At 55.5% G+C, this 14,496-nt stretch carries 12 protein-coding genes; 1 reads left to right on the forward strand and 11 read right to left on the reverse strand.

The genetic code is table 11. From position 1 onward, the window contains the following. Window positions 1–12 precede the first annotated feature (12 nt). The 4 genes from ACQYWX_RS24445 to ACQYWX_RS24460 form a co-directional block, all read right to left on the reverse strand. Window positions 13–480: a hypothetical protein gene (locus tag ACQYWX_RS24445; protein ID WP_279505917.1), complete on the reverse strand. Its 468-nt coding sequence runs from the start codon at window positions 478–480 to the stop codon at window positions 13–15. A gap of 48 nt (window positions 481–528) precedes the next feature. Continuing rightward, on the reverse strand, window positions 529–1,353 hold the full coding sequence (locus tag ACQYWX_RS24450; protein WP_431686667.1) for a hypothetical protein: 825 nt from the start codon (window positions 1,351–1,353) through the stop codon (window positions 529–531). A 591-nt stretch (window positions 1,354–1,944) separates the two neighbouring features. Further along, window positions 1,945–2,304, reverse strand: coding sequence for a DUF6559 family protein (locus tag ACQYWX_RS24455; RefSeq protein WP_431686668.1), 360 nt, complete (start codon window positions 2,302–2,304; stop codon window positions 1,945–1,947). Between the two features lie 34 nt (window positions 2,305–2,338). Further along, complete coding sequence (locus tag ACQYWX_RS24460; RefSeq protein ID WP_431686669.1) at window positions 2,339–2,764, reverse strand: type II toxin-antitoxin system RatA family toxin; 426 nt, start codon at window positions 2,762–2,764, stop codon at window positions 2,339–2,341. A 285-nt stretch (window positions 2,765–3,049) separates the two neighbouring features. Between ACQYWX_RS24460 and ACQYWX_RS24465 the strand changes: the two genes are divergently transcribed. Beyond that, window positions 3,050–3,964: an alpha/beta fold hydrolase gene (locus ACQYWX_RS24465; protein ID WP_431686670.1), complete on the forward strand. Its 915-nt coding sequence runs from the start codon at window positions 3,050–3,052 to the stop codon at window positions 3,962–3,964. 37 nt (window positions 3,965–4,001) lie between these two features. Here the strand turns inward: ACQYWX_RS24465 and pap are convergent, their stop codons facing one another. The 7 genes from pap to ACQYWX_RS24500 form a co-directional block, all read right to left on the reverse strand. Further along, the gene (gene pap / locus ACQYWX_RS24470) at window positions 4,002–5,501 is read right to left on the reverse strand and encodes a polyphosphate:AMP phosphotransferase (protein WP_279505909.1); all 1,500 of its coding nucleotides are present in this window, start codon (window positions 5,499–5,501) and stop codon (window positions 4,002–4,004) included. 106 nt (window positions 5,502–5,607) lie between these two features. Next, entirely contained in the window at window positions 5,608–6,507 is a 900-nt protein-coding gene (locus tag ACQYWX_RS24475) for a sterol desaturase family protein (RefSeq protein ID WP_431686671.1), read from the reverse strand. A gap of 169 nt (window positions 6,508–6,676) precedes the next feature. Then, entirely contained in the window at window positions 6,677–7,828 is a 1,152-nt protein-coding gene (locus tag ACQYWX_RS24480) for a VWA domain-containing protein (protein WP_431686672.1), read from the reverse strand. After that, window positions 7,825–10,260: a DUF5682 family protein gene (locus ACQYWX_RS24485; RefSeq protein WP_431686673.1), complete on the reverse strand. Its 2,436-nt coding sequence runs from the start codon at window positions 10,258–10,260 to the stop codon at window positions 7,825–7,827. Before ACQYWX_RS24485 ends, ACQYWX_RS24480 begins: the two co-directional genes overlap by 4 nt. Window positions 10,261–10,362: 102 nt before the next feature. Continuing rightward, window positions 10,363–11,448 carry an ATP-binding protein gene (locus ACQYWX_RS24490; protein WP_216737000.1) on the reverse strand — a complete coding sequence of 362 codons (1,086 nt, stop codon included), beginning with the start codon at window positions 11,446–11,448 and terminating at the stop codon, window positions 10,363–10,365. Further along, entirely contained in the window at window positions 11,445–12,950 is a 1,506-nt protein-coding gene (locus ACQYWX_RS24495) for a DUF5691 domain-containing protein (protein WP_431686674.1), read from the reverse strand. The genes ACQYWX_RS24490 and ACQYWX_RS24495 overlap by 4 nt, the downstream gene beginning before the upstream one ends. 56 nt (window positions 12,951–13,006) lie before the next feature. Further along, window positions 13,007–14,359, reverse strand: coding sequence for an SWIM zinc finger family protein (locus ACQYWX_RS24500; protein ID WP_431686675.1), 1,353 nt, complete (start codon window positions 14,357–14,359; stop codon window positions 13,007–13,009). Between the last annotated feature and the right edge of the window lie 137 nt (window positions 14,360–14,496).

The raw sequence follows: 14,496 nt of genomic DNA on the forward strand, positions 1-14,496 counted from the left end.
CCAGCGGCGCCCCTACTTGGCCTTACCGGCTTCCAGAATCGGCAGCCCGGCTTCGGTAGGAATATAAATCCGCTCACCATTCCCGTCCTGCAAGCCTTTAATCCAGACGTAGCGCAGATAGGCTTCATTGTCTTTCAGTGACGCGCCGATTATTTTGTTGGCTTCGGCGGCGGCTTTGGCCCTTTCAATATCCGCCTGCCCTTCGGCTTTGGCGCGCGCAATCGTCGCCCTGCCTTCCGCTTCGGCCAACGTGACTTGAGCTTTCGCCTGCAAAAGCGACGCCTGTTCCTTGGCTTTGGCTTCTTCTATCAGAATCTTCTTGGTCCATTCCGCTTCCCGCAGCGCGGCTAAGCCGTCCGCCTCCATTTTGTAGATTTTGTACTTTGGCCATCCCCATAACGCCAGAAGAATGAACGCCACAAATGCGAAAGCGAAAAATATCAGAGATCCTAACGCCAGTGCTTGTCGGTTTTGATGCATCTAAAAACTCAAGTCCAAAAAAGAATTGGGCGTCATGTTATACGGAGATCAGTCCCCGGCCAACTCTTTCAGCTCTGCGTATGAGTAGTAGGTCCCACGACCGCCACTATGGTCGATCCAAACGCCGTCTCCGACGGAATCAAACTCAATGGTGAAACCTGAGCCTTCCGCGCCGTTAACCTGAAGGAGGCCCGCAGTAGGCGCGTGGTCAACAACACCTGACACTTGCTGTCTGGTCATAACGCTAAACCTCTTGTTATCAATCATTGAACCGCTGACATAATAGGACTGGCTGTAATTGTATTCGCCATATTCTATGTTCATCGCCATTTTGATGTCGCCGATAGTGACGCTCTTGCCAGTATAGTGGTCACGCAAACTCACACTTCCACTCGTATTGGAGTTACTCCTTGAGCCATGATCATAACTGTCGCCAGCAGTCGATAAGGCGCCATTCAAGGTAAAATCGCCGTCGTCACTACAGTTATCAAATGCAAAGGTTCCCGAAAAAGTAGTTGAGACGCCACCGTCATTTGATATTGAGGTCATATCCATAGTGACCGTACCATTGTGCTCGCAACTAACAGATAAACCGCCTCCCGTTGTATTGCGCTCAAAACGCCCATCGTCAAGCGCCTCAAAATACTTCTTTTGCACCGGAATGGCCGCAAAATCAGACGCATCATCGATACCGTTTTCTAAACCACCAGTAAAATCAGCGGCGACAACAATGGCGGCTATCTTCGGCGCGTTTTCACTATTAATGACCAACGTGTCAGCAGGCTGACTGCTACTGGAGCCGCCACCTCCGCCACAACCAAATAACGAAACAGAGAGCGTAAAAAGACTGCCAGCTAAAACTTGTTTATTCATAGTTATATCTCTAGAACTCTTGGATTCTTCCACATTGAATTAAAAGATGAGAGAGAGCTAACAAGAAGGTGATCAACTCTCACGCCAAGCATTCTAAACAGATACCTATTCTATAAACAAACCTTATAATTTACCCTTGTTCAGCTTACATTCAGGTTGCTTTATTAATGTATATACAACGCTAACAAATACATTACATTTAGCCGACCAACCTTTTATGAATAATAGAAATAAATGGCGACACCGCCAAAAAATGACAGCAGTTTCATTCCCAAGAAGCCCAGATACTGAGCAACACCAACGCCACCTCGTGGTCTTTACCAGGTAGTACGGTAAAGTAAACGGCCACAGAAAAAATATAAATGCATGAAACTCGAATGGCGCTTTAAAGTATTGTCTCTTGGGGTCCTTGGATACCCAAAGAGCAACTAGCGATGCAAACACCAGGCTCCACACAATGTCTGTTGAGTCCGAGACATCAACGCCTTGTAGATTCAGATACGCTTGAAAAAGCGCGTATAGAATGGATAAGGCAATCAGCAGCGCCAATATCATATTGTGGATTTTGTTCATTAAACTTCCCGTACACTTTTAATCCGATCCGCCACAGGTTGGCGTTCCTCCTGGAGCATTCCCAGTTGGAGAGAACCCTCTGATATTCACCTTGAAGTCTATATCCCCAGCGAAAAACCTGTCCGCCAACTCTTTGCGGACTCTCTCGTATTCCTGTTCTGGAAAGTGCTCAGTGAAAATAACCTCAATATTTTCCTGAACGGCAAACAGCGCGACGGCGTAATGAATATACTTGCCTGACAAACCGTATTTGGAAATCGCTGTCGTAATCTGTCCAACTGTATATTGAGGACCGCCGCCATAATCCTTACGCAATACGGACGGCAGCACTCGCAAGTATTTATTCAGTGCACGGCGCTTAAAAAAACTGCTTAACATATTAGTCCTTTGGTAGATCAACCTGTTTGAATTATTACTGAATAGCTTCAGCATAATGTTTAAGCGCAGACAGTCTACGTTCAGCGCTACGACCAAATACAAAGTTAATCACTGGCGTCACGATATAACGCAGCCATGATGGGGCGCCAATGATGTTATATTTAAAGGTCACTTTACTGCTGTCGGGGGATATTTGCTGGAATGTCCAGGAGCCGGCGAACTTTGCAAACGCCCAGGGGCCGCGCACCATTTTTATCGCGACAACGAATGGGCGTTTATAAGAGACATACTCCACGGTCATGGAGAAACCGTTTTTCGCAACGATTTCAAGCTGCAATCCCTTTGCAGGCTGTGTCCCATTTAAAAAGCGATAAGATTCTGGAAACGGGTCCCACGCCAGGCGTTTACTGTAATCCTGACTGAGATCAAACAGCATCTCGGGAGACGCTTTTATTTCCAAACTCCGCTCTATCATATTTCACCGCACAAGATTGATGCGTACAGCCCGCGGCTCACCCGCCGCGCCATCGCCTTCCCGGCAATTTTCCTCTGGTCGCAAGCATCTGTCTCATTTAAAGTAAGAAGGCTTTCCATCATTCCGACAGATTTCCCGGCGATAAGGAATTTCCGTGAAGCGCGCAGTTGTTCGCCTGATGGGTAAGCGCCGTACGTATAACTATTAATCCTATAGCTTTCAAGAAGATTACTCCTTTAATCAGGCTAAAATCCTAAAAATGGAGCCGCCATGGACGATCAATGGATAAATAGAGAGGAATACCCTTTCACATCGCACTATATTGAGCTCGGACCCGGACGCATGCATTACGTCGACGAAGGTCAGGGCAAGCCTATTGTCATGCTGCATGGCAATCCCACGTGGTCCTTTCTGTATCGCAACATGATCAAGGGTCTGTCTGGACAATATCGCTGTATTGTCCCGGATCATCTCGGCTTCGGCCTCTCCGACAAGCCACGCAACTGGTCCTATCTGCCGCAAGATCACGCCAAGAATCTGGAGACTCTGATCAGGCAACTGGACCTGCAGGACGTCACGCTGGTGGTGCAGGACTGGGGTGGCCCTATCGGACTTTCCTACGCTCTGAACAACCCTCATAACGTGCGCCGGCTGGTGATTATGAACACCTGGATGTGGTCCGCGCACGGCGATGTTAAGTATGAGACCTTCAGCGCCTTGATGGGGGGACTGCTCGGACGCTTCATGATCAAACGCTTCAATGTTTTCGTCAGCGTATTGCTCAAGCAGGCAGTGCAGAAAAAACTGAGCGCAGATGTCTACAGACACTATTCGGAGCCGCTGAAAAACCCTGCGGAGCGCAAAGGCTGCTGGGTGTTTCCCAAGCAGATCATCAAAGCGGACGAGTGGCTGGAAGAACTCTGGGAAAAGCGCGCCAACATCGCCGACATTCCTGCGTTGTTATTGTGGGGGATGAAAGACTTCGCCTTTCAGGAGAGAGAGTTGCGCACCTGGATGCAGTTGCTCAACCATCACACTGCGGTGACTTTCGATGACGCGGGCCATTTTCTGCCCGAGGACAAGGGCGCGGAGGTTTGCCCTCTCATCGCCGATTTCCTGCGGGACGCGGAGCCGACGTTTCAGCGTGAAGCCAGCGCCCCGCGCCAGCGATCTAGTTTGAAATGAACCACCACCGAAGGAGTCAGGGCGCAGACCGCCCTGGCTACCCGCGTTTTTCCTGCAATGCTTTCTCCAACCTGTCGCACAACGTCTCAAGCACCGTTACTCGGGCATGTCGTTTGCTGTTGGCGGGAACCAGCGTCCAGGGCGCATAGTCCGTACTGGTGCGCATAATCATCTCGTGGGCCGCCTGTTCATAAGCGGGCCATTTTTCTCTGTTGCGCCAGTCCTCATCCGTGATTTTGTATCGCTTACGAGGCGTCGCCTTACGCTCTTCAAAACGTCTTAGCTGCTCTTCCTGATCGATATGCAGCCAGAACTTCAGCAGCACATTACCGTGATCGCAAAGCTGCTCTTCAAAATCATTAATCTCTGAATAAGCGCGACGCCATTCGTCTACGCTGGCGAATCCTTCCACACGCTCGACCAGCACCCGTCCGTACCAGCTTCGATCATAGATGGTGGCGCGCCCCGCCCGCGGCACATGTCGCCAGAAACGCCACAAGTAGTGATGCGCTTTCTCCTCATCCGTCGGCGCGGCGATGGATATGACTCTGGCGATGCGCGCATCGACCGCCTCCATAATGCGCCGGATAGCGCCGCCCTTCCCCGCCGCGTCCCAACCTTCGAACAACAAAACGGTAGAGACGCCCTGGTGATAGGCGCGCCAACTCAGACTGTTCAACCGCGTCTGCGCCAGCGCCAGTCGCTCTTCGTACTCCTCCCGCGACAGGTCTGCGGACAGGTCGATCTGGTTCAGCACAGTTTCTGTTGGAAAGTCGCCGGGAGGTTTTTTGCCGGAGGCGACCTTGATCGTTTCGACCTCTTCCTGCTCCTCAGCCAACCGCTTTTCCAACGCCTGTAGAATCGTTTTCGCCACCATGATATTGCGGAAGTAGTCATCCTCGGACTCCACCACGATCCATGGGGTTTCAGGCTGGTCGGTCAGGCGCACCGCGCGCTCGGCGGCCTTGATGTAATCGGAATACCGTTCGTGCAACGCCTCGTCCAGTTCCGACACCTGCCAGCGGCCGTGTTTGTCCTTTTTCAGCTCTTTAAACTTGCGCTTCTGATACGCCTTGGAGGTGTGCAGCCAGAACTTCAGAATCAGCGCGCCGTCTTGAGCCAGCATGCTTTCAAGACGATTGATGCGCAGCATATGGCTGTCGAAGTCGACCTTGCTTTGCTTTTCCAGAGAGCGTTTGATCAGCTCCCCGGTATACCAGGAGCCATAGAACAGGCCAAAGCGCCCACGGGCGGGAAAGGTGCGCCAATAACGCCAGAAACGGGGCCGCTCCGCTTCTTCATCCGTCTTGGGGCCAAAACCGGTGACTTCCAGCCCCCGTGTATCCAGCCATTGATTCAGCAGGTTGACGACTTCGCCTTTGCATGTGTTGTCGACGCCTTCCAGCAAGATGTAGACAGGCACGCCCGCATTGACCAGGGCGAACTGCGCGAACAACAGCTTGTCCCTGTAATAAGCCGCCTGCTTCTTGTAGTCCTTCTTGTCCAGCTTACGCCCCAGCTCCACTGCTTCAAACATGCTACAACCCTCTGATTCCCATACTCTTTACGACGCATAGCGGCCGTCGCCTATGTGTCCATTAACTATAGTGGATTCAGGGACAGGGAGTCGAAAAAGTCTGCATTCAGGTGGAGGTCGCATTCAGCTGCGCCTTGGTCTGTGCCTGAGGCAGCGTCTCAGACGGCGCCGACTCGGGAGGACCAAATAACGCCCTTAATCTGCCCCCCAGAGTGAGCCCGGGAGCCCGGGCGTCACGCCACATGTCCCGCCACTCATGAAATGTCAGTATGAGTGGATTGTGGCTGCGCACCTGTTTCACCACGCCATATTCACAAGGCGACTCTTCCTTCTCCGCGACAAAGGTGCCGAACACTTTGTCCCAGACAATCAGAATGCCGGCGAAGTTCATGTCGATATATTCCGGATTACGCGCATGGTGCACGCGATGATGGGAGGGGGTGTTAAAAACAGCCTCCAGCCAGCCGAGCCGCTTCACCACTTGAGTATGAATAAAGAACTGAAACGCCAGGCTCAGCATCACCATTGTTACGGCTTGCTGTGGCGTAAACCCGACCAATATAACTGGCAGCCAGAACAGCCACATGCCGGAAACAGGATAAGTCAGGCTCTGCCGGAACGCAGTGGAGAGGTTCAGGGACTCGGAAGAATGGTGCACGACATGGGACGCCCACATCCAGCGAATGCGATGGCTTCCTCTGTGAAACCAGTAGTAACAAAAATCCTGCAGCACAAACAACAGGATGAAACTCCACCAGGTAGCGGGGATGTCAAACAGGCGTATCGCGAAAACCGCATCGTACACATAAATCAGCACGATGGCGGCCACCGCCTCAGCCCCCTCATGCATTAACGCCAATGCTGCGTTGCTGAGCGTATCCGGCCAAGTGTACCGCGCAGACGGAAACTGCTCCCCTCGTCCGTTGAGATACCACGCCTCCCAGGCAATAAAACCGAGAAATACAGGCGCTAACGCAAGTAATAAGTATTGAAGTTCAAACTGCATCCGAACACTCCGTTAAGTCCATACATAACCGGCCTGCGCCAGTGTGGACATTTTCTGTTGCGGAGACAGTTTGATTATAGATGTTTCACGCCGAGGTTATTGACCTGAGACGACAGCAGATGATCGCGGTGATCAGAACTGGATGAGCGCAGCGCGCGGCAAGGCCGCGCTACCCTTGCCGCTCCATTACAATATCCTGACTCGCGGTCCAGTCCGCGACCGAGCCGCCGCCCAAAGCCACCGCCATCAGATCCGGGAACTGGTCCGGCGTGCAGGCGAAGGTGGGGACATCCAGACTGGCGAACTGTTGCGCCAGACGTTTATCAAAGTACGGCGCGCCGTCATCATTCAGCGCCAGTAAAGTGATGACGTTAACGCCGGCGTGTTTCAGCTCCGCCACGCGCTGCACCAGTTGCTTCTGGTCGCCGCCTTCATACAGATCCGTGATCAGAATGAACGAGGTGTCCTGCGGCTTGGTGATTTGCTGCTGGCAATAGGTGACGGCTTTGTTGATATCCGTGCCGCCGCCCAGTTGCACGCCGAATAAAACATCCACCGGATCCTGCAGTTTTTCCGTCAGATCCACCACGGCGGTGTCGAACACCACCAGCTGGGTTTTCAATGCAGGAATGGACGCCATCACCGCCGCAAAAATACTGGCGTAGATCACACTCGACGCCATGGAGCCGGACTGGTCCACACACAGCATCACTTCCTTGAGCGCGCTCGGTTGCTTACGCCCGTATCCGATCAAACGCTCCGGCACGATGGTGCGATATTCCGGCTGATAGTGCTTGAGGTTCGCCCGAATGGTGCGCGCCCAGTCGATATCCGCATGACGCGGGCGCTGCTTGCGCATGGCGCGATTGAGACTACCGCGAATGGCCTGCTCGGTGTTGCTCTGCAACTTGCGCATCAACTCTTCGACAATCTTGCGCACCACTTGCCGCGCAGTCTCCTTGGAGCGCTCCGGAATCAGATGACCTAGCGACATCAGATTGGCCACCAGATGGATATCCGGCTGCACCGCTTCCAGCATCTCCGGCTCCAGCAACATGCGCTCCAGATTCAGACGTTCGAAAGCGTCTTTCTGCATCACCCGCACGACGGAGCTGGGGAAACGCTCGCGAATATCTCCCAGCCAACGCGCCACCTTCGGCGCGGACGAGGATAAGTCCGTGCCACGCTCGTCGTCAGAGCCGTACAGCGCGTTGAGAATCTGGTCCAGCTGCATATCTTCGGCGCTCATCGACGCGTTGTCCTGATTATCGCCGCCGAGCAACAGCCGCCAGCGTCTTTCTCGTTCGGAAAGCAGAGTCATGAGGATGAGTTCTCCGTATCATTATTGGCGCCAAGGCCAAGCAGGGTTTCCAGCAAAGGCAGCATGGCGTTCACCCGGCTGTAGTCAAAATCAGGGTCAGCAATAATCCCCGCGGCGGTCGCCGTGGCGGAGCGAGATTTGCGTTTCAGGTTCGCCCGCTCGCCATTGGCGAAGCTGGAGAACGTCCGGCGCAGCAACGGCAGCAACAGCATGAAGCGTTCTTCCGGCAAGGCGCATAAATAGGCGTCCAGCACCGTCCACAAGCGGTCGTCGTGAATCAACAGCAATCCGGAACCTTCCAGCAGGCCTTCGATCCAGGCCGCTGCGTGAGCGGGCTCTTCCGCCGCAGACAGCGCAAAGGACAGCGCATTCGCGGCATCCTCGCCACTGATCTGATCCGCCCCCAGCAGCAATCGATAACAGCGCCCCAGAATCACGCCATTCACCTCAGTTTGCCGCGCCAGGCGAGACAGCTCTCGCCACCACTCAGAAAGACGCTCTGCGTCCGCATAGAGCTTGAGAGCGTCCGAAACGTCCGCGATCAGTTTGGCGTGCGCCTTGGCGGCGTCCTCATCCACATTGCGGCATTGATAGACCAACCCGATATTGATGCGGGCGCAGAAGCCTTCGATGACATGATGCAATATTGACGTATCCGCACCGCGCACATCGCCGTAGCGCACGATGTTCACCAGTCGCGGCAGCGCCGCCATCAGCTGGTCCACATCATTAACCGTGGCGGCCTGCTGTTGCAGGAAGATAATCGCATCCTGAATGGCGTCCGGCAGGTCCGCCAGCAGCAGACGATCCACCCAGGCGGTGATATCGCTTAATTTGCTGGCGTTGCGCAGCTGTTCCAGAGCGTATCCCATGGCGGCGGTGGCGATGTTATTGCCCCATAGACTCTGTTCAATCAGGTTGAGTTCAAACTCAGGCTGCCATTGCAGACGCCAGATTTCTTTAAACGTGCCCTTGCCGCTGCGATCGCTGACCAGACGCGCCCACTTCACTCCCAGCAAATTAAGCCGATGAAATAACGCGGAGCGCAGCTTGCCATTGTCTTTGCGCAGATCCAGTTCAAGATCTTCCTCCACCGTGGACACTTTCAGGCGCAAGGACTTCTGCTGGGCCTGCAAGTCCGCCTGCAGCGGCGTCTTAGGTAAATTTTCCGGCACGGTTCCAATGCGGTCGCCGACCAGCAACTTGCGTTGCAACAACGCAAGAGGGGCGGCGTCGCCGAAGCAGAACAGGGTCTGGATGGTTTCATTCATTTCATCCAGGCTGGGCTGCGGCTTTTCCCTCAACGCCGCCAGCGTATCCGCCATGCGCACCGCTTCGATGACGCTGGAAGGCGCCACGTCAAAACCTTGCTCGCGCAACTCCCGCGCAGCCCGGGCCAGCCAGGAAGCCGAGATGCCGTCACGGACAGGCGCGCCGTTTTCTCCCTCCCGCACCGCGTATCGCCAGATATGCTCATACCAGCCTGGGGCGTCCACCCCTGCGCCGTAGCCGCTACGATAACTGATACGGTCGTAGGTCCAGGGAATCCATGTGGCGCTCAGCTTGATTTTGGGCAAGCCTTTGATCAGGGCGTTGTCGTCTTTGACGGCGACCTTCCGCACCAGCGCCGGAACGTGCCAGGCGCCGCAAATCACCGCGATACGTTGAAAGCCTTCTTTCTCTGCCTTGCGCACCATCGAGCGCATCCAGGCTTCGCGACGCGCTTCACGATCACTGAGTTTTTGTGCGGAGGCTTCTGCGCGCAACGCTCCCATGGCGTCCGCGATCGCAGCGAACACTTCAGCGCCCTGGCTGTGCTGCTCCACTACATGCTCCCACCAGCGCTCGCCGTCGGAGAATCCCGCCGCCGCCGCCAACGCGTCGAGAGGATCGCCGCTGAGGGCCAATGAATCGATACTGGGCTCGCTGTCCTGTTCAGAGCCGTCGTTCTCGTCAGTCAGCGCTTCCGCCGCAGGCGCATCAGATTCCGCCTCATTCTGGCTCGCAGAGCTTTCATCCAACGCCTCTGCGCTCTGTTGCTGCGCCATCTCCCGCTCGGCCGCTTCCGCAGCCGCCGCGGCTTCCTGTCGAGCTTGCCGCGCCAACGCCAGACTGTGGGTTTGCGGCAGGTCTATAAAACGCAACGGAAGATTATTGCGTCGCGCAAAATGCATGGCCTGCCATTCCGGCGAAAATTCCGTGAATGGATAGAACACGCTGTCGCGGTAGTCATCGCCGGCGTATATCAATTGCGCCACCGGTGGCTGCAACTGCTCGTTGTGCAGGTGCTCCAACAATGGCTCCGCTTCCTGCGGTCCCTCCACCAGCAGAATCTCCGGCTGGAAATCCGCCAGCGCCTTCAACATGCTGGCGGTGGAGCCCGGCCCGTGATGGCGGATACCGAGGTATAAAATCTTGTCGTTGATAAGCATGCTTCGCTTGTCGCCCTTTATTGGCGCGCGCCTTCAAGCCATCATGGCTCCGCCGCAAATAGCAGCGCTTGCTTAGGGCGCGCGTTCGTCAGACTGGATGTTTCAACTCAGTTCGCGACAAGCGCGATAGACGTCTTTCCAGCCGTCGCGCTCTTTCACCACCGTTTCCAGATACTCACGCCAAACCACCGCATCCTGCACAGGATCTTTCACCACGGCGCCAATCAAGCCTGAGGCGAGATCTGAAGCCGATAGCTTTCCGTCGCCAAAGTGATGGGCCAGACTCATGCCGCTGTTCATGACAGAAATGGCCTCAGCAGTGCTGAGCGTAGCGCTGGGGGACTTCAACTTTTCCTTGCCATCCAGGGTCTTGCCTTCACGCAGTTCGCGGAAGATGGTCACCACACGCTGGATTTCAGCAATGGCGTTGACCTCCACCGGCAACTCCAGCGCCCGCCCCATATCGCTGACGCGCTTGGAGACGATGCTCACTTCTTCTTCGATGGTGGCGGGCGTAGGCAGAATCACTGTGTTGAAGCGACGCTTGAGGGCGCTGGAGAGTTCGTTGACGCCGCGGTCGCGGTTGTTGGCGGTGGCGATAACGTTGAAGCCGCGCACTGCCTGCACTTCGTCATTGAGCTCGGCAATGGGCAGGTGTTTTTCCGACAATACGGTGATGAGCGTGTCCTGCACGTCGGACGGAATCCGCGTCAATTCCTCGATACGACAGATCTTACCCTGAGACATGGCGCGCATCAGCGGAGACTCCACCAACGCATTCCGGCTGGGACCGTGAGCCAACAGTTGCGCGTAGTTCCAGCCGTAACGCATGGCCTCTTCGCTGGTGCCGGCGGTGCCCTGCACGACTAACGTGGAATCTCCCGACACCGCCGCCGCCAGATGCTCGGACACCCAGGATTTCGCCGTACCGGGCACGCCGTATAACAGTAGCGCGCGATCGGTAGTCAGCGTCGCCACGGCGATTTCCATCAGTCTCCGCGAACCTATGTACTTAGGCGTCACTTCAAAGCCGTTATCCAGCTTGCCGCCCATCAGATAAGTGCATACCGCCCAAGGGGACAGCGCCCAGTTAGCAGGACGCTGACGCTTGTCCACTTCACGCAATGCCTCCAGTTCCTGCTGGAACAGTTGCTCCGCATGCTGTCTTAGAATGGCTTGTTCGGTCATGACTGTAGCTCCTTATGGAAATCAACGCGGTTCTTGTACACCGCCAGCAAAGGGTTGGTTCGATCGTCTTGCAGGGGCTCCAGCAGGGAGCGGATTTTTTCGTAAGACGTCAACGAGAACTGGTAAGCCAGTTGATCAATGGTCTGGTGAGCGTCGTAATACCAACTCTCACCTTCGAGAATCTTGGCGCGAATCATCTCCGCGATGGCTTCAGATAATTTGGGCGTCAGACGAGAGAAGGCTTTGAGCTGATATAGAACCGGCAGCCAGAACTGACTGTCTTTCTTCATCGCCGCCTGCAGCGCCGGTAATATCAGCGGCTCGATCTTTTCAGCGGCGAAGCCGGCGGCCAGCCCACCCAGATATTCCGTCCGCTCAACTTCGGTCAGCGCTGGGAACAGCGTCTCAAAATAAGTCACGTCGCCGTGCAGCATAGCGCCTTCGGACAAGGCCAGCAGCGCGGCCTCCGCGTAGTCGCTGCGACGATACAGATCAATGGTCTGTTCTAAAGGCGTTTGCAAAATCTCGGCGCTGACGCGCGGAGGCAGCAAAGCCAGCACTTGATAGAACCAGCCCGCCCGTTTGCCCACCTTGGTGCGATTGGGCAAATGCGACAGATCTTCTTTGACGCCCCACTTCTCCCAGGATTTATCAAAATCCTTGGGGGGCTCAATGTTCAGTTGGGACTTCTTCAGCAAAGCCTTTTTTAGCTGCAAAGCGCTGGCTAGCCACTCCCGTAACGGCGTCAACACGGACGCATCGCCCAACTGCGCTAAAAACCGCGTCGCCTGATATCGCACAGGCAAGCTGCGATCATCAACGCAGGCGGCCAGAAACTCAGCGTCGTTGGGATTCAAACCGACTTTCATCACTTCCAGTAACGCAGCGCGCTCCTTGGCGGGCTCGTCTTTCCAGATCGCGTTCAACTGATTCAGCGCGGCGGCTGGGTCCGCCTCACGCAGACGACGAAACGCATCTACTCGGGCCACGCCGCTGAGATGGGCCAGTTCCTCCGATGCGGGAGCGTCGCTGCGCAACGTTTCCCACTTGGGGTTGAGTCCGCATAGCCAGCGCCCGCGCGCGCCCATGACGTGACGCAGACTGACCTGCAATCGCGGCTGGTTAAGCGCTGCGTCAAACAGATCCGCCAATGCTGCCGGCGGCGACACCCGTCCGGCGTCGGCCAGCGTAGTCAGATACTCAGCCAGCAAACGCGTATCTTTGGCGCGCAAGGCGGCGCGTAGTAATTCTTCCGCACGTTCGCTGCATTGCTCAACACTGTCACTCTGAGCCGGCGCCACCGCTAAAGCGCGCTGATGAGACTGTCCCAGCAAACGCGTAAAGTTGAACATAACGGCGGCCTTCAGCAGGCGACGCTCCGCCGGCTCCTCGGCCATTTTATCCAGCGCCGCGCCCAACTCCGCTGATGGCGCGGTCCAAGGCGCGTCTTGGGCGTCGCAGCCCAATATCAGACGCTTAACGCTATCGTTCCATTCCTGCATGATGATTCCTGACCTGCATGATAATTTCTGAATAGATCCGACGGCTCAGGCGCCGCTTAAGCAGCGAGCGCCTGACGCGAGGTGACATCGAAATACTGATGTTCGGCCCATACGCCGAGGGGATTGAAACGATCGCCACACCACTCGCCTACAACGCGCACCGGGTGACCGCCACTGACGGCCAGCAGTTTCCAAAGATCCCCTGCGCGTTCGGCCAGCGGCACAGCTTTACCGTCAGCGTCAACCAGCCAGAATGCGTCATCCTGCCGCCAGGGAACCACCGCGTCCACGATAAAGGGATAAGGACCCACCCAGGGATTTCGCGCGAGTAATTGCTCATACTGGTTGAACATCGCATCCAGACTTATCCCGGCGGGGGTCGTATGCGTATCGCCGATATGCTCCGGCGACAGAGTGGCGGCGTCAGCAAATATCGCCCGCAACGGTGAACCGGAGGGATAAAAGTGAGCGTCGCCTCGGATCAGCTGGCCGCCGCGCCATCCCATCACCAGACTGGCGCGTTGCGTTTCATGCGCGAAATTAACCACCTTGGCCATGCGCCCGCTCTCCAGCCCCACAAGATGGATCACCTGCATCACCAAACGCTCTTCCTGAGTCTGACTGTGCGACAGCGCCAACCAGACGTCTTTCACAGGCGGCGTGGCCAACAGCTCGTCCTGGCTCCATGGCCAGCCTATTTGCGTACGAATATCCGCCTGCAGATCATCCGCCAATTGCTCCATTCTGCCGTAGGCGTTTAGCAGCAGATACAAACGGCTCAGCGACGCCGCCAGCTCAGACATGCGATCGCCGGTAATAGCCAGAGAGGCCATCTGGCGCACATGATTGGCCAAACCCGGCGCCTGCGCATCCACCATGCGCGACTCCAGATTTTTCCAGTACTGGTAATTCTTGTTCTGCAGGTCCGCCAGCCCGGTACGGGCTACGTCTTCAGCCCATAGCGAGAGTTCTTCTACGCCACGACTGACTTTTTGTTCGCGCTGCCCTTTACGCTTCTCCTGCGCGGCGGCGTCAACCGGCTTCTTGTTCTGGGCGCGCTCGACTTTCTTCTGTTCCCGGTCGGCGCGGCTATCCAGCCATTCAGCAACCCAATCGGGCGCGTCTTGCTGGCGAGTAAAGCCATTCTGTTGCTGGGCATACAGTAGAAACAGCGCGAGCCCGTGCTTACAGGGAAACTTACGGCTCGGGCATGAGCATTTGAATGCAGGACCGGACAGGTCGATGCGGGACATATAAGGCTTCGAACCGCTTCCCTGACAGTGCCCCCAAATGGCGTCATCGTTAAATTCCAATAACGGCCATTTACTTGTGTTGGTGAGTTTCTGTGCGGCTTTGACTGAGGCGCTATCCGGCGCCATGGCGATAATTTGTTCTTGATTCCAGGACACGAATTACAACTTTCCAATATGGGTGGTTGATTAGTGACGAGCGGCGGCTTATTTAAAACAGAATCGGCGGTAATTGTATAGAGCCGTCATTCATAATTCATATTTGCGCTTCGCAGGCAAAGGTTGGGTAGAATAAG

This window comes from Hahella sp. NBU794, from assembly GCF_050749805.1.
Taxonomy (GTDB): Bacteria; Pseudomonadota; Gammaproteobacteria; order Pseudomonadales; family Oleiphilaceae; genus Hahella.

Excerpts from the sequence above, each read along its gene's own strand:
- ACQYWX_RS24445 (WP_279505917.1), bottom strand. The coding sequence starts at position 480 with ATGCATCAAAACCGACAAGCACTGGCGTTAGGATCTCTGATATTTTTC.
- ACQYWX_RS24450 (WP_431686667.1), bottom strand. The coding sequence starts at position 1,353 with ATGAATAAACAAGTTTTAGCTGGCAGTCTTTTTACGCTCTCTGTTTCG.
- ACQYWX_RS24455 (WP_431686668.1), bottom strand. The coding sequence starts at position 2,304 with ATGTTAAGCAGTTTTTTTAAGCGCCGTGCACTGAATAAATACTTGCGA.
- ACQYWX_RS24465 (WP_431686670.1), top strand. The coding sequence starts at position 3,050 with ATGGACGATCAATGGATAAATAGAGAGGAATACCCTTTCACATCGCAC.
- pap (WP_279505909.1), bottom strand. The coding sequence starts at position 5,501 with ATGTTTGAAGCAGTGGAGCTGGGGCGTAAGCTGGACAAGAAGGACTAC.
- ACQYWX_RS24475 (WP_431686671.1), bottom strand. The coding sequence starts at position 6,507 with ATGCAGTTTGAACTTCAATACTTATTACTTGCGTTAGCGCCTGTATTT.
- ACQYWX_RS24480 (WP_431686672.1), bottom strand. The coding sequence starts at position 7,828 with ATGACTCTGCTTTCCGAACGAGAAAGACGCTGGCGGCTGTTGCTCGGC.
- ACQYWX_RS24485 (WP_431686673.1), bottom strand. The coding sequence starts at position 10,260 with ATGCTTATCAACGACAAGATTTTATACCTCGGTATCCGCCATCACGGG.
- ACQYWX_RS24490 (WP_216737000.1), bottom strand. The coding sequence starts at position 11,448 with ATGACCGAACAAGCCATTCTAAGACAGCATGCGGAGCAACTGTTCCAG.
- ACQYWX_RS24495 (WP_431686674.1), bottom strand. The coding sequence starts at position 12,950 with ATGCAGGAATGGAACGATAGCGTTAAGCGTCTGATATTGGGCTGCGAC.